This window comes from Curtobacterium sp. VKM Ac-2861 (assembly GCF_013204965.1).
In the GTDB taxonomy this organism is placed as follows: domain Bacteria; phylum Actinomycetota; class Actinomycetes; order Actinomycetales; family Microbacteriaceae; genus Curtobacterium.
This window is the reverse complement of the sequence record NZ_JABMLA010000005.1, coordinates 309,043-332,748: the sequence shown is the minus strand read 5'-3', so window position 1 is coordinate 332,748 and position 23,706 is coordinate 309,043. Positions and strand designations below refer to the sequence as shown.

General features: G+C 70.7%; 21 protein-coding genes and 1 tRNA gene. 12 read left to right on the top strand and 10 right to left on the bottom strand.

Annotated features, from left to right (window positions below; genetic code table 11):
• Positions 1–12: 12 nt before the first annotated feature.
• Positions 13–86, bottom strand: a tRNA-Gly gene (locus HQQ88_RS14655).
• Between the two features lie 198 nt (positions 87–284).
• Here HQQ88_RS14655 and HQQ88_RS14650 point away from each other — a divergent pair.
• From HQQ88_RS14650 to HQQ88_RS20225, 3 genes are all read left to right on the top strand, one after another.
• Complete coding sequence (locus HQQ88_RS14650; protein ID WP_133937507.1) at positions 285–1,433, top strand: DUF6177 family protein; 1,149 nt, start codon at positions 285–287, stop codon at positions 1,431–1,433.
• The gene (locus HQQ88_RS14645; protein WP_123293483.1) at positions 1,423–1,770 is read left to right on the top strand and encodes a hypothetical protein; all 348 of its coding nucleotides are present in this window, start codon (positions 1,423–1,425) and stop codon (positions 1,768–1,770) included. Before HQQ88_RS14650 ends, HQQ88_RS14645 begins: the two co-directional genes overlap by 11 nt.
• A gap of 232 nt (positions 1,771–2,002) precedes the next feature.
• Positions 2,003–4,987, top strand: a complete 2,985-nt coding sequence (locus HQQ88_RS20225) for an Ig-like domain repeat protein (protein WP_173169893.1) — start codon at positions 2,003–2,005, stop codon at positions 4,985–4,987.
• Positions 4,988–5,060: 73 nt separating this feature from the next.
• On the opposite strand, the gene HQQ88_RS14635 is transcribed toward HQQ88_RS20225, so the two are convergent.
• From HQQ88_RS14635 to HQQ88_RS14625, 3 genes are all read right to left on the bottom strand, one after another.
• Positions 5,061–7,121 (bottom strand): cytochrome c oxidase assembly protein, encoded by a 2,061-nt coding sequence (locus HQQ88_RS14635; RefSeq protein WP_173169891.1) that lies wholly within the window; start codon positions 7,119–7,121, stop codon positions 5,061–5,063.
• A 107-nt stretch (positions 7,122–7,228) separates the two neighbouring features.
• Entirely contained in the window at positions 7,229–7,927 is a 699-nt protein-coding gene (locus HQQ88_RS14630; protein ID WP_173169889.1) for a DUF6882 domain-containing protein, read from the bottom strand.
• Positions 7,928–7,936: 9 nt separating this feature from the next.
• Entirely contained in the window at positions 7,937–9,031 is a 1,095-nt protein-coding gene (locus HQQ88_RS14625; RefSeq protein ID WP_173169887.1) for a GNAT family N-acetyltransferase, read from the bottom strand.
• An 89-nt stretch (positions 9,032–9,120) separates the two neighbouring features.
• Between HQQ88_RS14625 and dcd the strand changes: the two genes are divergently transcribed.
• The 3 genes from dcd (at position 9,121) to HQQ88_RS19640 (ending at position 10,689) form a co-directional block, all read left to right on the top strand.
• A complete protein-coding gene (dcd, locus tag HQQ88_RS14620) occupies positions 9,121–9,708 on the top strand; it encodes a dCTP deaminase (protein WP_123339996.1) in 588 nt (195 codons plus the stop codon).
• 121 nt (positions 9,709–9,829) lie between these two features.
• Complete coding sequence (locus tag HQQ88_RS14615; RefSeq protein ID WP_165932432.1) at positions 9,830–10,345, top strand: helix-turn-helix domain-containing protein; 516 nt, start codon at positions 9,830–9,832, stop codon at positions 10,343–10,345.
• Positions 10,342–10,689, top strand: a complete 348-nt coding sequence (locus HQQ88_RS19640; RefSeq protein WP_123293489.1) for a DUF86 domain-containing protein — start codon at positions 10,342–10,344, stop codon at positions 10,687–10,689. The genes HQQ88_RS14615 and HQQ88_RS19640 overlap by 4 nt, the downstream gene beginning before the upstream one ends.
• Positions 10,690–10,852: 163 nt before the next feature.
• On the opposite strand, the gene HQQ88_RS14605 is transcribed toward HQQ88_RS19640, so the two are convergent.
• The 6 genes from HQQ88_RS14605 to idi all read right to left on the bottom strand — a co-directional run bounded on the left by HQQ88_RS14605 (position 10,853) and on the right by idi (position 18,324).
• On the bottom strand, positions 10,853–11,956 hold the full coding sequence (locus HQQ88_RS14605; RefSeq protein ID WP_123937388.1) for a sugar-binding protein: 1,104 nt from the start codon (positions 11,954–11,956) through the stop codon (positions 10,853–10,855).
• 52 nt (positions 11,957–12,008) lie between these two features.
• Positions 12,009–13,301, bottom strand: a complete 1,293-nt coding sequence (gene mmsB / locus HQQ88_RS14600) for a multiple monosaccharide ABC transporter permease (protein ID WP_123293491.1) — start codon at positions 13,299–13,301, stop codon at positions 12,009–12,011.
• The gene (gene mmsA / locus HQQ88_RS14595) at positions 13,298–14,821 is read right to left on the bottom strand and encodes a multiple monosaccharide ABC transporter ATP-binding protein (RefSeq protein WP_123293834.1); all 1,524 of its coding nucleotides are present in this window, start codon (positions 14,819–14,821) and stop codon (positions 13,298–13,300) included. The genes mmsB and mmsA overlap by 4 nt, the downstream gene beginning before the upstream one ends.
• A 367-nt stretch (positions 14,822–15,188) precedes the next feature.
• Entirely contained in the window at positions 15,189–16,208 is a 1,020-nt protein-coding gene (locus HQQ88_RS14590) for a LacI family DNA-binding transcriptional regulator (RefSeq protein ID WP_134195433.1), read from the bottom strand.
• Positions 16,209–16,369: 161 nt separating this feature from the next.
• Positions 16,370–17,434 carry a magnesium and cobalt transport protein CorA gene (locus HQQ88_RS14585; RefSeq protein WP_173169885.1) on the bottom strand — a complete coding sequence of 355 codons (1,065 nt, stop codon included), beginning with the start codon at positions 17,432–17,434 and terminating at the stop codon, positions 16,370–16,372.
• Between the two features lie 347 nt (positions 17,435–17,781).
• Positions 17,782–18,324, bottom strand: a complete 543-nt coding sequence (gene idi / locus HQQ88_RS14580) for an isopentenyl-diphosphate Delta-isomerase (RefSeq protein ID WP_173169883.1) — start codon at positions 18,322–18,324, stop codon at positions 17,782–17,784.
• Positions 18,325–18,345: 21 nt separating this feature from the next.
• On the opposite strand from idi, the gene HQQ88_RS14575 reads away from it, so the two are divergent.
• Genes HQQ88_RS14575 through HQQ88_RS14550 form a run of 6 tightly spaced genes read left to right on the top strand, consistent with a single transcriptional unit; the run spans position 18,346 to position 23,659 of the window.
• Positions 18,346–19,404, top strand: a complete 1,059-nt coding sequence (locus HQQ88_RS14575) for a polyprenyl synthetase family protein (RefSeq protein ID WP_123340003.1) — start codon at positions 18,346–18,348, stop codon at positions 19,402–19,404.
• Positions 19,401–20,339 (top strand): phytoene/squalene synthase family protein, encoded by a 939-nt coding sequence (locus HQQ88_RS14570; protein WP_367917026.1) that lies wholly within the window; start codon positions 19,401–19,403, stop codon positions 20,337–20,339. The genes HQQ88_RS14575 and HQQ88_RS14570 overlap by 4 nt, the downstream gene beginning before the upstream one ends.
• Positions 20,336–21,976, top strand: a complete 1,641-nt coding sequence (gene crtI, locus HQQ88_RS14565; protein ID WP_216834816.1) for a phytoene desaturase family protein — start codon at positions 20,336–20,338, stop codon at positions 21,974–21,976. Before HQQ88_RS14570 ends, crtI begins: the two co-directional genes overlap by 4 nt.
• Complete coding sequence (locus tag HQQ88_RS14560) at positions 21,976–22,308, top strand: lycopene cyclase domain-containing protein (RefSeq protein ID WP_131922150.1); 333 nt, start codon at positions 21,976–21,978, stop codon at positions 22,306–22,308. Before crtI ends, HQQ88_RS14560 begins: the two co-directional genes overlap by 1 nt.
• On the top strand, positions 22,305–22,721 hold the full coding sequence (locus HQQ88_RS14555; RefSeq protein WP_165901151.1) for a lycopene cyclase domain-containing protein: 417 nt from the start codon (positions 22,305–22,307) through the stop codon (positions 22,719–22,721). Before HQQ88_RS14560 ends, HQQ88_RS14555 begins: the two co-directional genes overlap by 4 nt.
• The gene (locus HQQ88_RS14550) at positions 22,718–23,659 is read left to right on the top strand and encodes a prenyltransferase (protein WP_173169881.1); all 942 of its coding nucleotides are present in this window, start codon (positions 22,718–22,720) and stop codon (positions 23,657–23,659) included. The genes HQQ88_RS14555 and HQQ88_RS14550 overlap by 4 nt, the downstream gene beginning before the upstream one ends.
• Positions 23,660–23,706 lie beyond the last annotated feature (47 nt).

The following is a 23,706-nucleotide window of genomic DNA, read 5'->3' as shown; positions in this document are numbered from 1 at the left end:
CACGATGCTAGTTGGAGCGAGTGACGGGAATCGAACCCGCGCTACCAGCTTGGGAAGCTGGAGTTCTACCATTGAACTACACTCGCGCGCCCCGCAGAACGGGACTCCACAAGCCTAGCGGATTCTCGCCTGGAAGCCAGCCGACCGCGCACCGTACGCCTCCTGTCGGGCGTGTGTCGTGCCTCCCGAGTCTCCGCTGTGAGCACGCCAGCCTGACGGACAGGTGTCGTCCTCGTGTGTACCGTCCAGGGAGTTCCAGCGCCGAAGAACCCGAGGAGGACCGGATGGTCAGGCATCCCCTCATCGACGACGTGGTCGGTCCCGCCATCGTGGTCGAGTCCGCCTCGCCGGTCGTGTGGCTGACGGACGCGCTCGCCTCACTGCTCCGCCGGTCGGCGGACGCCGGCCGCATGGTCGTGCTGCGGACCGGGCGCGAATCCGCGATCACCCCCGCCCTGCGGCACGCGCTCGGTGCCTACGGTGCCGCGTGGGCCGTCGCCGACTTCGACGGGACACTGCGCGACGGCCGGACGGGTGCGGCAGCCTCGGGCATCGAGGACTTCGTGCACCGCGGCCCCGAACTCGTCGGCACACCGTCTCCCGAGCACCCGGTCGCAGCCGACTCCGTCCGCCAGATCAGCATCGACCTGACGCTCCGCCACCACGCCGAGCGTGCCGTGGACATGGGGTCCGCGATCGAGGCCCTGTGCCACACCGTCGGCACCTGCCCCACCCGCTGGGGCACCGCCGAACCGCTCACCGTTCCGTGGGACCGATGGGTCGTCACGCAGTACGCCAAGCACGAGGCACCCGGGGTGTCGACCTCGTACGCCGTCGGCGAGGGCTTCTCTGCCACGATGACCGCCCACCTGGTCGGTGGCGTCGTCGTCGAGACGATGTCCGCCGTCTTGACCGTGCCCGAGGAGAACACCGACCCGGAGCTCGCGAACCGCCTGTTCGACGCCGTGCAGCAGGTCGCCGACCAGGTCGTGCCCGTCTTCGGTGTGGTGATGCAGCGCCGGGGGGACGCCGACCACCTGATCCGCGCGGTGTCGCACGGCGAGCCGTCGCCGCTCGCCGTCGTCGTCGGACCCGAAGCCTCCGAGTTCCTGGACCGCGACGGGGTCTGGCCGCCACCGCGCACCACGACGGCGACGTTCGGCACCCGGTCCGGGGCAGGCGACCGGTCCGGCGCAGGCGACCCGTCCGGAGCAGGCGACACCGGCACCGCTGACAGCGACATCGTCGACGGCGGCATGATCGTCCGCTTCGAGGACGGCTGGGAAGCCCTCGAGTCCTTCCTCGACCGCATCGACGAGGACCGCTTCCTGCAGCTCGTCGGCGGAGCGCCCCTCGACCCGGCCCACGACGAGGGCACGCTCGACGGACACGTGCGGGACGCCCGGGTGGCAGGCGGTCACGGTGCCGCGTGACGTCACCATCCTCTGCCGCCAGCCGGTCGAGCCGCGGGAGGTCGCCGAGGCACTGCTCCTGCACGACGAGTCCTGGGGTGTCCGAGCACTCGACGACGGCCCGATGCTGCAGGTCTGCCGCGACGCCACGCACCCGGTGATCACCGTGCTCGGGGTGCGGCGGGTGGACTCGTTCGACGAGGTCGAGCGGATCCTGCCGGACGCTCCCACGATCGCGACGCCGCTGTGGTGGGTCGACACCGTCACCCCGGCGGGGGCCGACGGCGAGTCCGGGATCTCGGCGGCGCTCGAGGCCGCGCTCGACCTCGACGCGGTCTGCATCGTCCACGGCGACTGACGGAGCCGGCGCGGCCGGCCGGCGACGTCCGCCGGACGCGACGACTGCCGGACGCCACGCCTGCCGGAGCGGCTCGTCGCGCGGATCGGCCACGGTCTGCCCCCAGTTGTGGTGAGAACTCACGTTTCGAGACCCGTGAGTACCCAGAGCCGCTCTACGGTGTGAGGACCCGAGCCGACGAGCCGGGCGAGCACGCTCCTCGTCGGCACCCTTCTCACTGAACAGGGCTCCAGTGCGTACACACCACCAGGGGCGCGCCGTCGCGCGCGCTCGCAAGATCCTCACCGGCGTGGTCGTCGCCGGTCTCGCGGGCGTCGCGCTCGTCGGGGTCGGAGCGACCACCGCGTCCGCCGCGGCACCCGCGCAGACCACCTTCGTGAACGAGGGGTTCACCGGCGCGAGCGCCGGCGACGCCTACATCCTGCCGTCGACGCAGTCCGGTGCCGCGAACGTCGCGTGCCTCACGGCGAAGCCCGCAGCAGGTTCGGCGAACACCGGCTCGATCCCGACCTGTGCGGGCGCCACGGACGCCGACGGCAGCGGCGCGCTCCGCCTGACCGGTGCGGTGAACAACCAGGCCGGTGGCCTCGGTGCGAAGCAGTCCGTGCCGATCACGAAGGGCATCGACGCGGTCTTCGACAGCTACCAGTACAACGGCTCCTCGGCCGACGGCATCGTCTTCTACCTCGCCGCGACCGACCCGTACAACCCGACCGTGCCGGCGAAGATCGGCTACCTGGGCGGTTCGCTCGGCTACAGCGCGAGCACGACGAACAACGCGCAGGGTCTGTCCCACGCGTACCTCGGCATCGGCCTCGACCGCTACGGCAACTTCGGCAACCGCCAGTTCGGTGGCACCGGGTGCGAGTCCGACCAAGCGACCAACGGCAGCCTCACGGCGAACGCCGTGACCGTCCGAGGCCCCGGCGACGGCGGCACCGGCTACTGCGTGCAGTCCCGCACCGTGGTCAACGGGTCGCTCAACAAGACCGGCGTCACCGACCGTGCGCAGGCCAAGGTGCCCGTCGAGATCGTGATCAACCCGACGTCGTCGGCGCTCGCCGCGCAGGAGAACACCGCGGTGTCCGTTCCCGCCGGTCAGTACGCGGTCGTCTTCACGTCCATCGGCGGCTCGCAGCAGGTCGTCCGTGGCGCCCTGCCGAAGCTCACCACCGGCAACGCCGCGAACGTCGACCCGTCGTGGGTCGACCCCGCCACCGGCTACCCCTACAAGCTCACCTACGGGTGGGTCGCGGGCACCGGCGGGCAGAACGACATCCACGAGGTCAACTACCTCCGCACCACGACGGCCGCCGGTCCGGTGCCGGTGCTGACCGCCAGCACGGGAGGCACGGCCACCGTCGCGCACGCCGGTTCCGGCGCGTACACGATCACCCCCACCGTCTCCGCTGACGGTGGCTCCGAGTCGCAGCTCGTGCGGACGACCACCACGTTCCCGGCGGGCGTCACGCCCGACGTCTCCGGTGTGACCGGTGCGGGCTGGACCTGCCAGCCGCCCGTCGGGCAGGTCGTCACGTGCGACCAGGCCGTCGACGCCGCATCGCCCCTCGCCCCGGGCACCGAGCTGCCCACCCTCTCCATCCCGTACTCGGTCACGGGCGCAGCGCGCACCGCGACGATCTCCACCGTCCTGGCGTCGACCGACGCCGAGGCGGTCACCGTCACCCGCGGCCTGACCGTCGAGCCGCAGGGCACGACGCTCACGGTCGCCGACGCCACCGCGACCGTGGGCGACACGGTCACGCTGACCGCCCAGGTCGCGTCGTCTGCGAAGACCGGTGCGACCGCGCCGACCGGCACCGTCACGTTCACCGACACCGAGACCGGCGCGGTGCTCTGCACGGCGACGATCGTCGACGGTGCGGCCTCGTGCGACACGACGACGTCGACGGTCGGCACCAGCGGGATCACCGCGACCTACGAGGGTGACGCGGACCACACCGCTGCGTCCGGCACGGGTGCGCTCACCGCGACCAAGGTGCCGACGGCCGTCGCGGTCGAGTCGACCCCGACGTCCGCTGCGTACGGCGAGCAGATCACGCTCGACGTCACCGGCCTGGGCTCCGGCTCGGAGACGGTCGCCGCGCCGACCGGCACGGTCGAGTACCGCGAGGGCTCCACCGTCCTGTGCACGGCGACGCTCCCCGACACGAGCTGCGTGGCCGAGGGCCTCGGTGCCGGCACGCACACGGTGACCGCCGTCTACTCCGGCGACGCGCTGCACGCCGGCTCGACCTCGGTCGCAGTGGATTTGACGGTCCGGAAGGCCTCGACGACCATCGGCACCCAGCCCGGTACCGGTGGTGGTGACCCGAGCGACGGCGGTGACCCGAGCGACGGCGGCGAGCCGACCGCACCCGACACCACGGTGACGGTCACGCACGGCGAGACCACCACGCTCGACACCCCGAACGTGCCCGAGGACGCCACCGGCACCATCGAGTACGTCACCGACGACGGCACCGTCCTGTGCACCGCGACGCTGCCCGACACCACGTGCGCGATCCCGTCCGACCTGCCGGGTGGCAAGTACACCGTGCACGCCCACTACAGCGGCGACGACAACTACGAGGCCGCCGACGGTGCGCCGTTCGAGCTGGTCGTGACCGCGCAGTCGACAGCCCTCGTGGCGAGCACCGACGCGACGGCCCCGGTCGTCGGCTCGAAGGTCCGCCTGACCGCATCCGGCCTGCCCGCCGGCGCGACCGGCACCGTGACCTTCACGGCAGCGGACGGCTCCGTCCTGTGCACCGTCACGCTGCCCGAGACGACCTGCGAGACCGACGCCCTGCCGGTCGGCACGAACACGGTCACGGCTGCCTACAGCGGTGACGCGTCGTTCGCCGCGTCGAGCAGCACGCTCGAGGTCGTCGTCGCGGCGCTCCCCGCCGTCGAGCCGACGCCGGAGCCGACCGACGAGCCGACCGCGCCGGAGACCTCGGCGCCTGCCCCGGGACCGTCGGACTCCGCCGACCCCTCGGCGACGGCCGCACCGATCGCCCCGTCGGCGTCGGCCACGGCGTCCGCCACGCCTGCGCCGACCACCACCGGTGCGCTCGCGTTCACGGGTTCGCCCGTGGCCGTGGGCACCGCCATGGCACTGGCGGCAGCGCTGCTCATCGCGGGCCTGGTGCTCCTGATGGTCCGTCGCACCCGAGCTGCTCGCGGCACGGTCGCCGACACCACCGCGGAGTGACCGACCGCACGGACGAGGACGGCGCCCCGGGCAGATGCCCGGGGCGCCGTCCTGTTCGTGCGCCTGGTGTCCGTCAGTCGCGGCGCGCGGTGTCGGACGCGTTGATCGCCGCCAGACGTTCGTTGTACGCCTTCAGGTCGGCGTCACCGTCGCGCTCGGCCTTGCGGTCGAGCCGCTTCGCGTCGCGCTTGTCCGTGCGGATCCAGTTCCGCACCACGAGCAGCGCGACGAAGACCATCGGCAGCTCGGAGGCGCCCCAGGCGATGCCGCCGCCGGTGTGCTGGTCGTCGAGCAGTGCGGCGTCGTTCGTCTGGCCGAGCGCGTGGAACCAGTCGATCGCGAACACCGACTGCGAGGTCATCACGGCAACGCCGAAGAACGCGTGGAAGGCCAGCGTCGCGAGCAGCGCGATGATCAGGATCGGGTACGGCGGACGCTTCGGCCCCGGGTCGACGCCGACGAACACCCAGAAGAACAGGTAGCCGCTCAGCACGAAGTGGACGACCATCGCGACGTGCCACTCGTGCGACTGCATCGCCGCCTGGTACGCCGGCGTGAAGTAGAACACCACGAGCGACCCGGCGAAGATCACACCGGCGACGGCGGGCTTCCCCATGAACTGCATGTACCGGGAGTGCACGAAGAGCATGAGCCACTCGCGGGCCCCGCGGGAACCGTCGTTGCGGACCGGCAGGGTGCGCATGGCGAGCAGCACCGGGCCGCCGAGCACGAGCGGCAGCGGCACGAACATCATGAGCAGCATGTGCTGGACCATGTGCGACGAGAAGTGGATCATGCCGTACACGGCCGGTCCGGCCGACGTGGTCCAGATGAACAGGGCGCAGCCGATGACCCAGGCGATGGTGCGCCCGACGGGCCACTTGTCGCCGCGCTTCCGGAGCTTCCGCACGGCGAGCAGGTACCAGACCGCACCGACGACGGCGAGCCCGAGCCACACCCAGTCGATGTGCCACTGCGTCAGGTACGTGTGCATCGTCTGGGCCGGCGGGAACGGGAACCCGATCAGACCGGAGCGGGTGTCCTCACCGGTCTCGGGCGTCTGCGGGATCGGCGGCTGCGAGCGGGACACGGCCACCGAGACGCCGATCGCCACGGCCATGAACACGATCTCGGCGAGCGCGAACCGGGTGAACCGACGGCGGTCGAGCGGCGCGCGGAGCAGCCCGGGCACCAGCTTGCGGCGCTGCACGACGCCGGCGACCCCGAGCACCACCAGGATGACGGCCTTGACCGTGATGAGCGCGCCGTACGGGGTGGTGACGAGGTCGAGCGGACCGGTCAGCCGCAGCGAGGCGTTGACGATGCCGGAGAACGCGACGGCGCCGAACGACCACCCGGCCAGCGTGGAGTAGCGGGAGACCACCCGACCGGTCGCGCCCTTCGTGCGGGTGCGCAGCAGCACGACGGCGACGAGCCCGCCGGCCCAGACGCACACCCCGATCAGGTGGATCGCGAGGGAGTTCACGGCGTTGGCGTGCTCGAGCGAGCCGGCGGCGTGGCCGGACAGTGCCAGGGGGAGCAGGGCGAAGAGGCCGAACACGGTGGCGACGGCGAGCGTCGTGACCCGGGTGGCGAACGCGGCGAGCACGGTCGCGATGAGGATCGCCGCCGCGGAGACCACGAGCGCCTGGCCGATCTCGACCTGGAACGCGAACAGCATGAAGTTGCGGGCGAACACCGGACTGGTGAGCGGGACGCCGAGGGTGTTGGCGCCGGTCAGCACGACGGTGACGGCCGCGGCGAGGAACCAGATCGATCCGGTCGCCGCCGCCCAGCGCGTGGCGCGGTGCTGCACGCTCGACAGTGCCCGGTGGTCCTTCTTCTGTGCCGGCAGCGCGAACGCGGCGACGATGAGCAGGCCGACGGTCAGCGCCGCCATGGTGTCGTGCACCACGCGGGCGATCGGCAGGCCGTACTCGACCACGTCGCCGGCGGACACCAGCTGCTGGTTCGCGGTGAACGCTCCGGTGATCGTCAGGCCGAGTATCGAGCACGCGACCGCGAGCGGGATGGCGACGACCAGCACGGTCGCGACGGTGGACGTGCGCGCGGTGACGGGCGCGGATTCCGGCGCCGGGCCTCCAGGCTGGGTTGCGGGGGACGTGACGGTCATCAACCTTGTTCCAGGGACGCGTGCGTCCGCGAGACCGCGGACCCTCCATGGTAGGCGGGTCGGTCTGGAGGCGCGGTGTCAGTCCGCAGCGCGCGCTGCGGCCCGCCTCAGGGTCGCGCCGACGACCCCTGCAGGTCGCGGATCCGGCCCAGCTCGTCGAAGTCGACCGTGATGGTCCCGTCTGCCAACGTCAGCGTGCGCCCGTCCCAGGGGACACCGCGGAGCGACGCCCAGCTCCCCACGGCGCGGCGGTGGTCGTGCACCTCGGTCGTCTGCAGGCCCTCACCGAAGACCCGGACCATCCGGGGGACCGTCGGTGGCGCGAACAGCAGACCCTCGAACAGCACCCACAGGCGGGAACCTCCGCCGACGTGCCCGCCGAAGCCGAACCACGAACCGGTCGCCAGCCGTGCCGCGATCGACATGTCCCACGCGAACTCGTACCCGGCGTCTGCGGCGTCGGCCTGCCGGTGCTCGCCGAACGGGACCTCGCCCTGCACGAGTTCCGGGATGCCGAGCCGTTCGCCCAGCGCGCGGGTGGCGTTCGCGGCGGCGAGCACCGACGCGGGGTACTGCGACGGGTTCGCCCAGCCCCAGAGCCAGCTGCGCGGCCCCGGTGCGGCCGACCCCAGGAGCTGGATCCGGAACTCGCCCGGGTGCGGCCCGACGAACTGCAGGGTGCCGGCGGCGAGGTCGACGTTCCAGCGTTCGTGGTCGTCGTACAGGTCGGCGAGCTGCAGCTGCGCCTCCCAGGCCAGGAAGACCCCGTCGCTGACCAGATCGTCCATCCCCCGTGAGCGCGCCATGGGGGAACTCTACGCCGGGCGGTGTTCCCAGATCCCCTCGCTGCCGACGCCCACGAACCCGACGGCCTCGTTCACGTCGAGCATCGGGCGGTTCTCCTCGGCGTTGAACGTGATGATCGACGGGTGCCCCGGGTGGTCGCGCTCGATCGTCTCGATCCCGACGACCTTGAGCAGCCACCCGAGCCGGTGGCCGCGGTGCTCGCGCAGTACGAGGGTGTCGCCCTGCATCACCGGCTGGACCACGGGCCCGGGGACGGCGAGCTGGGTGAAGCCGACGAGTCCGCCGGACGACACGTCCTCCACGGCGACGGTGCGCATGGTGCGCGGGCCGTCGTCGAGGTGCTGCTCGTGCGTCCGGAGCCGGTCGATCGTCCAGGCGTCCTCGGGCTCGGCCATGTCGCCGGCCGGGGCATCGGTGCTCATCCGGGTCAGGAGGAGTGCGACGTCCGTCTGCCACCGGGGCGGAGTCGGTCCGGCCCAGGTGTGCACGCGGTACCGGTCGGCCGCCGCCCGCGTCGCTGCCGCGCGGATACCGGAGAGTGCATCGGGGTCGGCTGGGAGCTCCAGACGGCTGATCCGGTTCACTTGGCCGAACCGCCACCCCCGGCCCGTCAGGAACCGGGCTCCGGGATCGTCCTCGGGCACGGCGCCGAACCCGGTCGGTGCACGGAGGTACCCGGGGCCTGCTGCCGCGCCGACCTGCCGTGACACGGCGTACGTCTTCCACTGCGTGCGGCCCTGCTGCCTCGCGACCGCTTCGACGTGCTCGGCCAGGAGCGTGCCGATGCCACGGCGCCGGTGCTCGGGCGCCACGCTGACCGCCATCCAGCAGTTCGGGGCGTCCGCGACCGCCTTCGATTCGTACGAGCCGGCCCCCACCGCGGCCCCCTCGTCGTCACGGACCAGGAACAGTCGGCTGGGCGCGTCGGGGTCGATCAGGTACGGCAGTTGTTCCTCGGGCGTCCAGAGCAGTTCCGGCAGTCCGGTGATCGACACCTCGGCGCGGTTCTGCACGTCGACCCACTCGCGGAACGCCCGCACGGTCCCCGGGTCGTCGTCCATCGTGGCGGGGACCACGAGTTCGTGGACGGTGTACGCGGTCATGTCGGTTCCTCCCGGCGGTGCGACGCCGCCCGGCTCCGGACAGCCTCGCAGCATATCGGCGAGGGTCCGCTGCCGCTAGGCTGCACGGCGTGCTGCTCTCCGATCGCGACATCACCGCCCAGCTCGCCGAGGGCCGGATCGGTCTCGACCCCCACGACGCCTCGCTCGTCCAGCCGTCGAGCATCGACGTCCGGCTCGACAAGTTCTTCCGGCTGTTCGACAACCACAAGTACCCGCACATCGACCCGGCGGTCGACCAGCCCGACCTGACCCGGCTGGTCGAGACCGACCCGGACGAGGCGTTCGTGCTGCACCCCGGCGAGTTCGTGCTCGGCTCGACGTACGAGGTCGTCACGTTGCCCGACGACATCGCCGCGCGGCTCGAGGGCAAGAGCTCGCTCGGACGCCTCGGCCTGCTGACCCACTCGACCGCGGGGTTCATCGACCCCGGGTTCTCCGGCCACGTGACGCTCGAGCTGTCGAACGTCGCGACGCTGCCGATCAAGCTCTGGCCCGGCATGAAGATCGGGCAGCTGTGCTTCTTCCAGCTGTCCAGCCCTGCCGAGAAGCCGTACGGCTCGGCCGAGTACCAGTCGCGCTACCAGGGCCAGCGTGGGCCGACCCCGTCGCGCTCGGCGCAGAACTTCCACCGCGCGGACGTCTCAGCGCGCCCCTGACCGCGGTCCGTCCGACCCGGAGCGACGTCATCGACGTCGTGCGACATCGATGACGTCGTTCCGGGTCGACACCGCGCGTCATCCAGCGGACGAAATGTCGCATGCTGTGTATCGTTGCAGCATGTCCGCAGTCCCTCCACGTCCGATGCCGACGGTGTCGGCGGCCGCGCTCATCCGTGACGCCCGTGACCGCGCCGAACTGACGCAGGTCCAGCTCGCCCGCCGCGCCGGCGTCACGCAGAGCGTCATCAGCACGTACGAGAACGGCCGACGCGAACCCTCGCTCGCCGCACTCCAGCGCATGCTCCGGGCCGCGGGCTTCACCACGTCGATCGACCTGCTGCCGGTCGAGGACCCACCGCCGCTGCGTGAACGCGTCGCCGCCGCGCGGCAGGACCTGATCGCCGTCGTCGAGCGGTTCGGTGGCCGGAACCCCCGGTTGTTCGGCAGCGTCGCCCGTGGGGACGACGGCCCGGGCAGCGACGTCGACCTGATGATCGACGTCGACGCCGGGCTCGGCATCTTCGCGCTCATGCGCATCCAGGACGGCGCCGAGCGACTGCTCGGCGTGCGCGTCGACGTCGTGGACGCCGCCGGCATGAGTCCCGAGGTCGTCCGACGCGCGGTGCCGCTGTGAGCCAGGAACCGGTGACGCCCCGGCTGGTCGGCGACCGACTCGACGACGTCATCGGCGCGTGCGAGGCCATCGGCCGGTACGTCGGCGACGAGCGGCTGCCCGAGGACCTGGTGCACGACGCCGTCCGGATGCGGCTGGTCGAGATCGGCGAGGCGGTCCGTGTCCTGCCGAGCACCGTCACCGCGAGCGAGCCGGACATCCCGTGGTCGCGGGTGTCCGACCTCGGCGACCGGCTGACCCGGCGCTACTTCGACACCACTCGCGCGGTGGTGTTCGGCACGGCCCACACGGACGTGCCGCACCTGGCCGACGCAGCGCGGCGGTTGCGCGCGACCCGGCCCTGACCCGGCGGGTCGCGCGGGCACCGGACGTGCGTGCACGGCGGACGGGAGGCACGGATCACGACGTGCCCCGGGCCTCCCGTCCGACCGTGGCCGGCCCCACGACGACGCAGGACGGCCCCGTCTCGCCGAGGCGAGACGGGGCCGTCCGTGTGAGCGGGGGAGATCAGCCCTTCTTGGCGAGCTCCTCGAGGGTGTCGTTGCCCTTGTAGGCCTCGACCGCGTTGTCCTTCGTGACCAGGATCGGCGTCAGCTCGACGGCCGGGACGACCTTCGAACCGTTGTCGTTGTTCTTGTCCTTGGTCGTCTTCGGGGTCTTGCCGTCGGCGAGGTCGGACACCAGGTCGATGGCCGCCTGGGCCTCTTCCGTGGTGTTCTTGTAGATCGTCGAGTACTGCGTGCCCTTCATGATGAGCGGGATCGAAGCGGTCTCCGAGTCCTGCCCGGTCACGACGGGGTTGTCCTTGCCGGCGGCCTTGGTCGCGGTGAGGATCGCACGGGCGAGGGTGTCGTTCGGCGACAGGACGCCGTCGAGCTTGGTGTCACCCGTGTAGTACTGGGCCAGCAGGTCGGTCATGCGCGACTGGGCCTTCTGCGCGAGCCAGCCCTGCGTGTTCACCTTGGCGAACGTGGTCTGACCCGAGACGACCTTGAGCGTGCCGTCGTCGATCTTCGGCTGCAGGACGTCCATCGCACCGTTGAAGAACACGGTGGCGTTGGCGTCGTCCGGCGAACCGGCGAAGAGCTCGACGTTGTACGGTCCGTCGCCCTTCTTCTCCTCGAGGCCCTTGAGCAGTGCCTGGGCCTGCAGCTGGCCGACCTTGAAGTTGTTGAACGCGACGTAGTAGTCGACGTTCTTCGTGTTCAGGATGTTGCGGTCCCAGGCGATGACGGTCGTGCCCTGGGCCTTGGCGGCCTTGACCTGCGAGCCGAGCTGCGAACCGTCGGCGGCACCGATGATGATCGCCTTCGCGCCCTTGGTGACCATGCCCGAGATCTGCGACTGCTGGTCGGGGACCGGGTTGCCGGCGTTGGCGTACTGGATGTCGGCCTTGAAGCCGGCGTCCTCGATGGACTTCTTGAACGCGGCGCCCGCGAGCACCCAGTTCTGCGAGGTCTTGGCCGGCAGGGCGACGCCGATGAGGTCGCCCTTCTTGATGGACGAGCCGGAGCCGTCGCCCGAGTCGGAGGTGCCACGAGCCGAGCAGCCGCTGAGGGCCAGGCCCGCGACGAGTGCCAGACCGATGCCGGCGATGAGCTTCTTGCGCATGAGAGTGCTTTCTCTTCGTTGAGGTGGTGGTGCTGTGAGGGGAAGGGTTGGACTAGGGGAGGGTGATCTTGTCGGGCTGGTCCTCGATCGAGCGCGGCTGCTGCTGGGCAGCGGGGACCTCGGCTGCGTCCTTGCGCTGGAACTGCCGCATCATGCCGCCGATGAGCGACGGGCGGCCCTGCGACTTCGAGTAGACGTCGAAGGCGACGGCGATGAGCAGGACGAGACCGCGGATGATCTGGACCTTGTTGGACTCGATGCCCATCAGCTGCAGACCGTTCGACAGCAGCGCCATCACGAGGCCACCGATGATGGAGCCGGAGATGGTGCCGATGCCACCGGCGACCGCTGCGCCACCGACGAAGACGGCGGCGATCGCGTCGAGCTCCCAGCCGGTGCCGTCCGCGGGGCCCGAGGCGTTCGAGTAGCCGACGAACACCATGCCGGCGATCGCGGCGAGGACCGACATGTTCGCCATGACGAAGAAGTTCACCTTGCGGGCGCTGACGCCGGACAGGACGGCGGCGCTGGAGTTGCCACCGACCGCGTAGACCTGGCGACCGAAGATGGTGTTCTTCGTGATGAAGCCGTAGACGATGGTCAGGACACCGAGGATGATCGCGACGATCGGGATCGACGTGCCGACCGGGCCGGCGCCGAACAGGTACGTGGCGACGAGGGTGACGGCGACCAGGATGCCGGTGCGGACGACGGAGACCCACAGCGGCGGGACCTCGGCCTGCATCTTGCGGCGACGGGCACGACCGCGGACCTCGACGATGATCAGGACGGCGATGGTCACGGCGCCGATCAGCAGCGTGCCGTTCGAGAACCCGAAGTCGGGGCCGAAGTCACCGAGGAAGCCGGAGCCGATGGTGTTGTAGCCGTCCGGCGTCGGGACCGAGGTGGACGCACCGATGATCTGGTTCGCACCGCGGAAGATGAGCTGGCCGGCCAGGGTCACGATGAAGGCCGGGACCTTCACGAACGCCACCCAGAACCCCTGCCAGGCACCGACGAGCGCACCGACGACCAGGCCGAGCACGATCGCCAGCCAGACCGGGAAGTGCCAGACGGACATCGACTGGGCGACGATGATGCCGACGAACGCCGCCACCGATCCGACGGACAGGTCGATGTGGCCCGCGATGATCACCATGACCATCCCCAGCGCGAGGATGAGGATGTAGGAGTACTGCAGGAACAGGTTGATCACGTTGGTGGGCTCGAGGATGAGCCCGTCCGTGGTGAACCAGAAGAAGATGACGATCGCGACGAGGGCGATGATCATGCCGTACTGGCCGATCGAGTTGCCCTTGCCGAAGAGCAGTTTCAGGTTGTTCATGAGACGGGAGCGCCCTTCCGCGCGGAGGTCATGCTGCGCATGAGCGTTTCTGGATCGGCCTGGTCCGCGGGGACGTCGGCCGTGATCTGGCCCTCGAAGATCGTGTAGATGCGATCGGAGAGGCCGAGGAGTTCGGGGAGCTCGGAGGAGATCAGGATGATGCCCTTCCCCTGTGCTGCGAGCTGCTGGATGATGCCGTAGATCTCGAACTTCGCGCCCACGTCGATGCCACGGGTCGGTTCGTCGAGGATCAGGATGTCCGGGTCGGTGAACATCCACTTGGACAGGACGACCTTCTGCTGGTTCCCGCCGGAGAGCTTCCCGACGTTCTCCTCGACGCTCGGCACCTTGGTGCGGAGCATCTTCCGGTACTTCTCGGCGACGTCGTACTCCTCGATGGAGTCGACGACGCCGCCCTTCGAGATCTTCTGCAGATCGGCGGAGACGGTGGACCGCTTGACGGTGTCGAGCAGGTTGAGGCCGAGGGCCTTGCGGTCCTCGGAGACGTAGCCCATGCCGTTCTGGATCGCCTGCTGGACGTTCGTGACCTTGATCTCGTGGCCGTCCTTGATGATCTCGCCGCCGAGCCAGGTGCCGTAGGAGCGACCGAACAGGCTCATCGCGAGCTCGGTGCGGCCGGCGCCCATCAGACCCGCGAAGCCGACGATCTCGCCACGCTTGACGTGGAAGTTCGAGCCCTTGCAGACCAGCCGGCTGGCGTCGAGCGGGTGCTGCACGGTCCAGTCGCGGACCTCGAAGAAGGTCTCGCCGATCTTCGGGGTGCGGTCCGGGAACCGGCTCTCGAGCGACCGGCCGACCATGCCGCGGATGATGCGGTCCTCGTTGACGCCGTCGCCCTTGACGTTCAGCGTCTCGATGGTCTTGCCGTCACGGATGATCGTGATCTCGTCGGCGATCTGCTCGATCTCGTTGAGCTTGTGGCTGATGATGATGCTCGAGATGCCCTTGGCCTTCAGCCCGACGATCAGGTCGAGCAGGTGCTGCGAGTCGTTCTCGTTCAGGGCCGCGGTCGGCTCGTCGAGGATGAGGAGCTTGACGTCCTTGTGCAGGGCCTTCGCGATCTCGACCAGCTGCTGCTTGCCGACACCGATGTTCTTGATCTGGGTGTCCGGGTCGTCGGCCAGGCCGACGCGGGCGAGCAGGTCCTGCGCGCGGAGCTGGGCGCTCGTCCAGTCGATCACGCCGAACTTGCCGGGCTCGTTGCCGAGGAACAGGTTCTCGGTGATCGAGAGCTCCGGGATCAGCGCGAGCTCCTGGTGGATGATCACGATGCCGGCCTGCTCGGACTGCTTGATGTCCTTGAAGCGGACCTCTTCGCCCTCGTAGACGATCTCGCCGTCGTAGGTGCCGTAGGGGTAGACGCCCGACAGGACCTTCATCAGGGTCGACTTGCCGGCGCCGTTCTCACCGCAGATCGCGTGGATCTCACCGGCGCGGACGTTGAGGGAGACCTCGGAGAGCGCCTTGACACCAGGGAACTCCTTGGTGATCGAGCGCATCTCGAGGATGGTCTCGGGTGCGGTGATCGACCGGGTCTCGAGGCCGGTGTCGATCGGGGTTGACGCCACAGTGCATCTCCTTCTGCCGCTGCGATGCGGCAGTTGTTCGGGTGGTTCTGCTGCGGCAGCGAAAGGGCGCAGGTGGCCTGCGTGGACTTCGTTGTCGCGTCCGGTGCCCCGCTGGTGTGACGCTCATGTGAACGGTCACATCGGCTGGACGGAGGTAATTTACGCACAGCCCCGGTGCGGCTGTCAATTCGGATTGGTCGCGTTTTCGTAACGGCCTGCGTGATCCCGCACGAACGTCCCCCGGACGGGAGGCACGGTGCCGGCCCGACCCGCGTCCTGCGGATCGACGGTGGTCGCGTCAACGACCGCGCGGGGCTCCCGTGGACGCCCGCACGACGAGCTGCGGGACGATGTCGATCGGGCGGAGCAGCTCGTCCTCGCCGGGCAGGAGCAGGTCGACGCAGCGGCGGCCGAGCTCGGCGAAGTCGACCTGCACCGTGGTGAGCGGTGGCCAGAAGTGCTTCGCCTCGGGGATGTCGTCGTAGCCGACCACCGACAGGTCGCCCGGCACGTCGAGCCCGTACGAGCGGGCCGCGTGCATGACGCCCAGGGCCATCTGGTCGTTCGAGCAGAACACCGCCGTGCAGTCCCGCCACCGCAGGAGTTCGCGGCCAGCGTGGTAGCCGAAGTCCGCCGTCCAGTCGCCCAGGATCGGCGGGACGACGGACATGTCGCGGTCCGACATGGCGCGCAGGAAGCCCTGCATGCGGGCGTCCGCCTCGATCCAGTCCTGCGGGCCGGCGATGTGCCGGATGTACTCGTGGCCCAGGTCGAGCAGGTGCTCGGTAGCGAGCCGCGCGCCCTCCATCTGGTCGACCCAGAGGGCGGTCGGGTCCTCGCCGACACTGGCCCGCATCGTGACGTAGGGCGTGCGGATGCCGAGTTCCTCGATCAGGTCGAACACCCGTTGCTGGGGCGCGATGACGACGATGCCCTCGACGTCCAGGTCGAGCAGGTGCCCGAGCCCCTCGCGCACGGCGGTGTCGGTCGCCTCGGCGATGTTCGCCGTCGTCACCGAGTACCCGCGCAGCATCGCCGCGTCCTCGATCGCCTGCAGTGCGACCGCCGGGCCGTAGTGGGCGCGCCGGGCCGTCAGGACGCCGATCGTGTGGGTCCGGCTCGTGACGAGGGCCCGCGCCGCACGGTTCGGCCGGTACTGCAGCTGCTCCATCGCCGCCAGCACCTTGTCGCGCGTGGCGTCGCGGATGGCGTCGGAGTTGTTCAGCACCCGCGAGACGGTCTGGTGGGAGACGCCCGCGATCCGTGCGACGTCACGGATGCTGGGCGAACGCGGTTGCTGTGCCCGCGATGACGCCATTGCTGCTCGTTTCCGCCCGGGGCCGTGGCACGTCGATGTGCACGTTCACATTCCGGGCCAGATCATTATGCACGTCCGGCGGATCGACGCCACCTGAACGTCCTCGAGGCTGCGGCCCGGCGGCGTGCCGGGCCGCAGCCTCGCTGCGCCCTCGCGGCGCGTCAGAGCCAGTTGCGCTTGCGGAAGATCGCCCAGAGCACGCCCATCAGGGCGAGCATGCCGAGGATCGCGACCGGGTAGCCGTACCGCCAGTGCAGCTCGGGCATGTGGTCGAAGTTCATGCCGTAGACGCCGGCGATCAGCCCGGGGGCGAACAGGATCGCCGCCCACGACGAGATCTTCTTGACCTCCTCGCCCTGACGGTGCGCGGCGCGGGCGAGCTGCCGGCTCTCCTCGCCCTGCGCCAGGCTCGCACTGGTCATCCGCCGCATCGCCTCGTTCTGCTCCTGCGACACCAGGGTCGCGTGCAGTGTCAGAGCGTTCTCGAGCAGGGACCGGAACGAGTCCACCCGCTCGGTCACGCGCAGGGCGTGGTCGAGCACGTTGCGCAGTCGGTGCTGCACCTCGTCGTCGACGCCGTACTTGTCGGCCCCGCGGAGCAGGCCCTTCACCATCGCGGGCACCGGCTTCGTGGCGCGCTGGAAGGACAGCACCTCGCTGAGCAGCTGGTAGATGCGCTTCGAGACACCGGGGTCGACCTGCCCGGCGAAGAGCTGGTCCTCGATGGCGTCGATGCCGTCCTGCAGCACCTCGACCACCGGGGCGTAGCCGTCCACGACCTCGTCCAGCACCGCGGCGGTCACGGCCTCCGAACCCAGCGCCAGGAACTCGGGGTCGGCCTCGACCTGGGCGCGGAGCGCCGCGAGGTCGGGGCGCTCGGCGTGCCGGACGCTCACCACGAACCGGTCGCCGACGAACAGGTGCACCTCGCCGAACTCGACCGTGCCCTCGGCGCGGTCGAACCAGGCCGGACGGAGCACCAGGAAGAGCGTGTCGCCGTACCGCTCGAGCTTCGCGCGCTGGTGCCCCTTGCGGGCGTCCTCCACCGCGTTCTCGTGCAGGTCGAACTCGGTCGCGACGGCGTCGAGTTCCTTCGGGTCCGGGCGGAGGAGTCCGATCCACGCCAGGTCGCACCGTGCGACCTCGTGGCGTGCGCCGAGCGACAGGGTCGACGGAGAATCGATGCGACGTCCTTCGACGTAGATCGCGTTGTCGATCATTGCCATGCGCGTGCTCCTCGTGGTCGGGAGCAGGCAGGCGCGATGCCGCGGGCGGGCCGCAGCGGGCGGAGGAGATCTAGGACACGGGCGCGGCGGCGAGGGGGAGGGGCTGCCGGCCCGCGCGAGGATGGTCACCCGACATCGCGCCTCACCTGCCCTTCTCCTGGTCGTGCGGCCGCGGTGCGCAGCCTCGTGGCCACAACCGTGGCCGACGTCCGACCCTACTCCGGACGCACGAGGGAGCCAAGCGCTCGGCCGCGCTCGTCCGCGACTCGGCCTGGGCGACGGTTCTCGTGCTCGCCGGCACGAGGAGTGTCGCGGAGCGCGAGTCTCGGCCCAGGCGGCCGCCAGGGTCAGCGGGTGATGTGCAGGCCCGCGGCCTCGAGCTCGGTCAGCTGCCAGCCCAGCCAGGGGCTCCAGCCGAACGGCGCACCGGCGACGGCGGCCCGCAGCGAGTCCTCGGCGACCCAGGCGTACTCGGCGACCTCGTCGTCCGCGGGGGCGGGCAGGTCGTCGGTGACGGCGCGGAACACCGGGCAGACCTCGTTCTCGACGATCCCCGAGGCGTCGACCGCGCGGTACCGGAAGTCCGGCAGCACGAGCTCGACGTCGCGCACGGTGATGCCGAGTTCGCGCGATGCCCGGCGGGCGATGGCGTCCTCGAACGACTCGTCGGGGCCGGGGTGCCCGCAGAACGTGTTCGTCCAGACACCGGGCCACGTCTTCTTCGACAGGGCGCGACGGGTCACCAGGACGTCCCCGTCGGTGTTGCGGACGTGGCACGAGAAGGCCAGGTGGAGGGGCGTGTGGTCTGTGTGCACCGTGAACTTGTCCGCTGTGCCGATCGGGGTACGGTCGTCGGCCAGCAGGACCACGGTTTCCGGGAAAGCGCTCATCTGCACCGATAGGTTAGGCCAATGAGCGAGGAAGCGGCCACCGTGGCGCACATCGACCTCGCGCTCGTCGACGACTGTCTCGAGCGCTTCTTCGTCGTGTCCTCGGCTCGTGCCGCGCGCTACGGCCGTCCGTCCGAGGAACTCTGGCGGGTGCTCCGCAAGGCGAGCCTGGGCGGCAAGCGCTTCCGACCGCGCATGGTCCTGACCGCGTACCTCGGCCTCGGCGGGGACGACGTGCACGCTGCCGCGCACGTCGCCGCGGCCTACGAACTCCTGCACACCGCGCTGGTGGTGCACGACGACGTGATCGACCGTGACTGGGCGCGCCGCGGCCAGCCGAACGTCGCGGGCTCCTACCGCGACGCCGGCACCACCGGTGGGCTGCCGCTGCCGACCGCCGAGCACCGCGGGATGAGCGCCGCCGTGATCGCGGGCGACCTCGCACTCTCCGGCGCCCCTCGGTTCATCGAGTCCTCCGGCGTGACGGGCGAGCGTCGTGGGCGTCTGCTCGAACTGCTCGACGAAGCCGTGTTCGCCAGCGCCGCCGGTGAGATGACCGACGTCGACCTGGCCCTGGGCGTGATGCCGACGGTGGACGAGGTCCTGGCGATGGAACGGGCGAAGACGAGCGTGTACTCGTTCGAGGCACCGCTGCAGTCCGGTGCCGTGCTCGCCGGCGCGCCCGAGACCGTCGTCACCGCGCTCGGCGCCTTCGGCCGCGAGATCGGCATCGCCTACCAGATCGTCGACGACCTGCTCGGGGTGTTCGGCGACGAGACGACCACCGGCAAGAGCGTGCTGGGGGACCTGCGCGAGGGCAAGCGGACCATGCTCATCGCCTACGCGGCCACGACGGACTGCTGGCCGGACATCGCTCCCTACCTGGGTGACCCGGACCTGACCGAGGACCGCGCGGCCGAACTCCGTGCGACCCTGGTCACCTGCGGTGCCCGTGCCGCAGCCGAGTCCCGGATCGCCGACCACGTCGCACTCGCCCGTGCCGAGCTCTCCGGACTGCCGTACGACCTCGCCGACCGCCTGGAGGGCCTCGTGACCGAACTCGTGGAGCGCGCCCGGTGACGACCGACACCACCCGGACCGGCAGTGCGCCGTCCGGTCGGCTCCCCCTGTACGACGCCACGGCCGAGGCAGCGTCGAGCGTCGTCATCGACCGCTACTCGACGTCGTTCGGCCTGGCGAGCCGGTTGCTCGCCAAGGACACCCGCGAGCACATCCGCAACGTCTACGCGCTGGTGCGCGTCGCCGACGAGGTCGTCGACGGTCCCGCGACCGAGGCGGGGCTCGACCCCGACCTGGCACGGACGGTCCTCGACGAGCTCGAGGCCGACACCGAGCGCGCGATCGCCCTCGGTTTCTCGGTGAACCCCGTCGTGCACGCGTTCGCCCGGAGTGCACGGGTCACGGGCTTCGGCGCGGAGCTCACCAAGCCGTTCTTCGCGTCGATGCGGATGGACCTGGAGCGCACCGAGCACGACGACGCCTCGTTCGACGCGTACGTGTACGGCTCCGCCGAGGTCGTCGGCCTGATGTGCCTCCGCGCGTTCGTGTACCGCGCGGGCAAGCCGACGTTCGACCAGGCCGAGCTCGTCGCCGGGGCGCGTGCGCTCGGCGCCGCGTTCCAGAAGGTGAACTTCCTGCGCGACCTGCACGCCGACTTCGAGGTGCTCGGTCGCTCGTACTTCCCGGGCGTCGACATCCGGTCGTTCGACGAAGCCACCAAGGACCGCCTGGTCGCCGACGTGCAGGCCGACCTCGACCACGCGGCCCGGACGATCCGGCTGCTGCCGGCCGACGCCCGGAACGCCGTCGGGCTCGCGCACGCCCTGTTCCAGGAACTCAACGACCGCATCGCCCGCACACCGGCGACGCGCCTGGTGACGACGCGCGTGCGCGTCCCGAACCCGGTGAAGGCACGCCTGGCCGCACAGGTGCTCGCCGGACGCGCCCCCGTGCGGTCGAAGGTGGCCACACGTCGGCCAGGAGGCACGTCATGACCCCGCCCCGCGCCTCCCGTCCGACGGCCGTCGCCGCCACCACCCGGCGCAAGGTGCCCGCCCGACGCGCCGTCGTGATCGGCGGCGGCATCAGCGGACTGGCGTCCGCGGCGCTGCTCGCGCGGGACGGCTTCGCCGTGACCGTGCTCGAGCAGCGGTCGCAGCTCGGCGGCCGTGCCGGTTCGTGGGAGCGCGACGGCTTCCGGTTCGACACCGGGCCGTCGTGGTACCTCATGCCCGAGGTGTTCGACCACTTCTTCCAGCTGCTCGGCACCTCGGCCGACGCCGAACTCGACCTCGTGAAGCTCGACCCCGGGTACCGCGTCTACAGCGAGGGCAACGACGAGCCGATCGACCTGCGCGCCGACGCCGAGGCGAACATCGCGCTGTTCGAGTCCGTCGAGCCCGGAGCCGGCAAGCGGATCCGGAAGTACCTCGCCTCGGCGCAGGACACCTACGCGATGGCGATCCGCCGGTTCCTGTACACGACGTTCCAGGACCTCACGAAGCTCGCCGCCCCCGACGTGCTCCGTCGCCTGCCGAAGCTCGCCCGGCTCCTGCTGCAGCCGCTGTCGTCCCGCGCTGCCTCGGCGGTCAAGGACCGGCGACTCTGGCAGATCCTGGGCTACCCGGCCGTCTTCCTGGGCACGAGCCCGTACGCCGCGCCGAGCATGTACCACCTGATGAGCCACCTCGACCTCGCCGACGGGGTGCTTTACCCGAAGGGCGGCATCACCGAGGTGATCGCCGCGGTCGAGCGGGTTGCCCGTGCCGAGGGCGCGAAGATCATCGCCGGCGCGAAGGTCGAACGGATCGTCGTCGAGGACGGCGTCGCCACCGGGGTCGTGCACCGCGACCGCGACGGCGTGCAGCACACCGCCCCGGCCGACCTGGTCGTGAGCGCCGCCGACCTGCAGCACACCGAGATGCAGCTGCTCGACCGCGAGCACCGCACCCACGGCGCCGAGCACTGGAAGACCCGCGACCCCGGACCGAGCGCGGTGCTCGTCTACCTCGGTATCGACGGACCGACGCCCGGCCTGCTGCACCACACCCTGGTGTTCACCGAGGACTGGAAGGCGAACTTCGGCGCGATCTTCGGCAAGGACCGGCACGTCCCCGACCCCGCGTCGATCTACGTCTGCGCGCCGTCCGAGACCGATCCGTCCGTCGCGCCCCGCGGCTCGAGCAACCTCTTCATCCTGGTGCCGCTGCCCGCCGACCTGTCCATCGGCAAGGGCGGGATCGACGGTGCCGGCGACTGGGAGGTCGAGCAGATCGCCGACCGCGCCATCGACGTCGTCGCCGAGCGTTCGGGCGTCCCCGACCTGCGGGACCGCATCCGGGTCCGCCGGACGATCGGACCGCGCGACTTCGCCGACGACCTCAACGCGTGGAACGGGTCGATGCTCGGCCCCGCGCACACGCTCAAGCAGAGTGCGTTCTTCCGCGAGAAGAACGCGTCGGCCAAGGTCGAGGGCCTGTACTACGCCGGGGCGTCCACGATCCCGGGCATCGGTCTGCCGATGTGCCTGATCAGCGCCGAGGTCCTGCTCAAGCGGATCCACGGCGACACGAGCACCGAACCGCTGCCGACGCCGCTCGGCACCCCGCGGAACCAGGCCGGCACCGTCTGATGCCGGGGCTGTACCTCGCCGGCCTGGTCGTGTCGCTGATCGGCATGACCGTGCTCGACGCCCGCTTCCGGCTGTTCTTCTGGCGCGCACCGTGGCGTGCGGCTGCGGTGATGGTCGTCGGTGTCGCGTTCTTCATGGTGTGGGACGTCGCCGGGGTCGGGTACGGCATCTTCTTCATCGGCCCGCAGCACCTGCTGACCGGGGTGCTCCTCGCCCCCGAGGTCCCGCTCGAGGAGCTCTTCTTCCTGCTGCTGCTCTGCTACTCGACGATGGACCTGGTCGGCTTCGTCCGGCCCGTCGTGCAGCGGTCGCTCGGACGGCGGCGTCCGTGACCGGCTCCGGCGCGTACGCCCTCCTGGCCCTGCCGTTCTTCGCCGTCGTGGCGGTGGTGGCGGTCGTCGCCGGCATCGTGGCCGCGCGCCGTGCACGAGCGGCGGGACGCGCACCGGGGCCCGGGCGTCGGGTCGCACTGGTCACGTCGCTCGTCGCCGGGATCGCGCTGCTCGTGATGACGATCGTGTTCGACAACGTCATCGTGACCCTGCGCATCGTCGCCTACGACCCCTCGCTCATCAGCGGCGCGAAGATCGGGGCGATCCCGGTCGAGGACCTCGCGTACGCGATGGCGGCGATCGTGCTGCTGCCGAGCCTGTGGGTCCTGTTCGACCGGACGGGCCCGCGCGACCCGGCCGCCGCGCGCCCCGCGCCCGACCCGACCACCGCACCACCGGAGGACACCCCGTGAACGCCAGCACCGCCTCCAGGCCGTCGACCCTGCGAGCACTGTTCGTCTCGTCGCGCCCGATCAGCTGGGTGAACACCGCCTACCCGTTCGGTGCCGCGTACCTGCTCGGCAGCGGGGTCGGCGTCAGCGTTGACGACAGCAGCGGCGGCGGTGGGTTCTCGCTCGTCGCGTTCCTGGTCGGCGTCGTGTACTTCCTGGTGCCCTACAACCTGGCGATGTACGGCATCAACGACGTCTTCGACTACGAGTCCGACCTGCGCAACCCGCGCAAGGGCGGCGTCGAGGGGGCGCTGCTCGACAAGAGCGTCCACCGCACCACGCTCTGGGCCGTCGTCGTCACGAACGTGCCGTTCCTGGTCGCGCTCGTCGTGCTCGGGGCGGTGAGCGGGAACGGGCCGTGGTCGTGGCTCGTCCTCGCGATCAGCGTGTTCGCCGTCATCGCGTACTCGGCGCCGGGGCTGCGGTTCAAGGAGAAGCCGTTCCTCGACTCCCTGACCTCGTCGACCCACTTCGTCTCGCCCGCGATCTACGGCCTCGCCCTCGCCGGCCCGCACTGGACCGGTGAGCTCGTCGCCGTCTGCATCGCGTTCTTCCTGTGGGGGGTCGCCTCGCACGCGTTCGGCGCCGTGCAGGACGTCCTGGCCGACCGGGCCGGCGGCATCGGGTCCGTCGCGACCGTGATCGGTGCGCGGGCGACCGTGCGACTCGCGTTCGTCGCGTACGTGGTCGCAGGTGTCGCGCTGCTGTTCTCGGCGTTCCCGGGGCCGATCGCCGCCGTCGTCGTGATCCCGTACGCGCTCAACGTGCTGCCGTGGTGGAACATCACGGACCAGGGCGCCGAGGCCGCGAACGCCGGGTGGAAGCGGTTCCTCTGGATCAACTACCTGGCGGGGTTCATCGTGACGATGGCGCTCATCGCCTACGCCTTCACGCACTGAGCGCCCGGGTCGCGCTGGTCGCGCCGGTCCCGTCGGTCGTCCCGTCG

What these genes read in the sequence shown, in the direction of transcription:
- HQQ88_RS14625 (WP_173169887.1), bottom strand. Translation starts at nt 9,031, where the DNA reads ATGACCGCGTACACCGTCCACGAACTCGTGGTCCCCGCCACGATGGAC.
- mmsA (WP_123293834.1), bottom strand. Translation starts at nt 14,821, where the DNA reads ATGCGCTCGATCACCAAGGAGTTCCCTGGTGTCAAGGCGCTCTCCGAG.
- HQQ88_RS14560 (WP_131922150.1), top strand. Translation starts at nt 21,976, where the DNA reads ATGCCGGGGCTGTACCTCGCCGGCCTGGTCGTGTCGCTGATCGGCATG.
- crtI (WP_216834816.1), top strand. Translation starts at nt 20,336, where the DNA reads ATGACCCCGCCCCGCGCCTCCCGTCCGACGGCCGTCGCCGCCACCACC.
- HQQ88_RS14615 (WP_165932432.1), top strand. Translation starts at nt 9,830, where the DNA reads ATGTCCGCAGTCCCTCCACGTCCGATGCCGACGGTGTCGGCGGCCGCG.
- HQQ88_RS14635 (WP_173169891.1), bottom strand. Translation starts at nt 7,121, where the DNA reads ATGACCGTCACGTCCCCCGCAACCCAGCCTGGAGGCCCGGCGCCGGAA.
- HQQ88_RS14575 (WP_123340003.1), top strand. Translation starts at nt 18,346, where the DNA reads ATGAGCGAGGAAGCGGCCACCGTGGCGCACATCGACCTCGCGCTCGTC.
- HQQ88_RS14590 (WP_134195433.1), bottom strand. Translation starts at nt 16,208, where the DNA reads ATGGCGTCATCGCGGGCACAGCAACCGCGTTCGCCCAGCATCCGTGAC.
- HQQ88_RS14605 (WP_123937388.1), bottom strand. Translation starts at nt 11,956, where the DNA reads ATGCGCAAGAAGCTCATCGCCGGCATCGGTCTGGCACTCGTCGCGGGC.
- idi (WP_173169883.1), bottom strand. Translation starts at nt 18,324, where the DNA reads ATGAGCGCTTTCCCGGAAACCGTGGTCCTGCTGGCCGACGACCGTACC.
- HQQ88_RS14585 (WP_173169885.1), bottom strand. Translation starts at nt 17,434, where the DNA reads ATGGCAATGATCGACAACGCGATCTACGTCGAAGGACGTCGCATCGAT.
- HQQ88_RS14650 (WP_133937507.1), top strand. Translation starts at nt 285, where the DNA reads ATGGTCAGGCATCCCCTCATCGACGACGTGGTCGGTCCCGCCATCGTG.
- HQQ88_RS14630 (WP_173169889.1), bottom strand. Translation starts at nt 7,927, where the DNA reads ATGGCGCGCTCACGGGGGATGGACGATCTGGTCAGCGACGGGGTCTTC.
- mmsB (WP_123293491.1), bottom strand. Translation starts at nt 13,301, where the DNA reads ATGAACAACCTGAAACTGCTCTTCGGCAAGGGCAACTCGATCGGCCAG.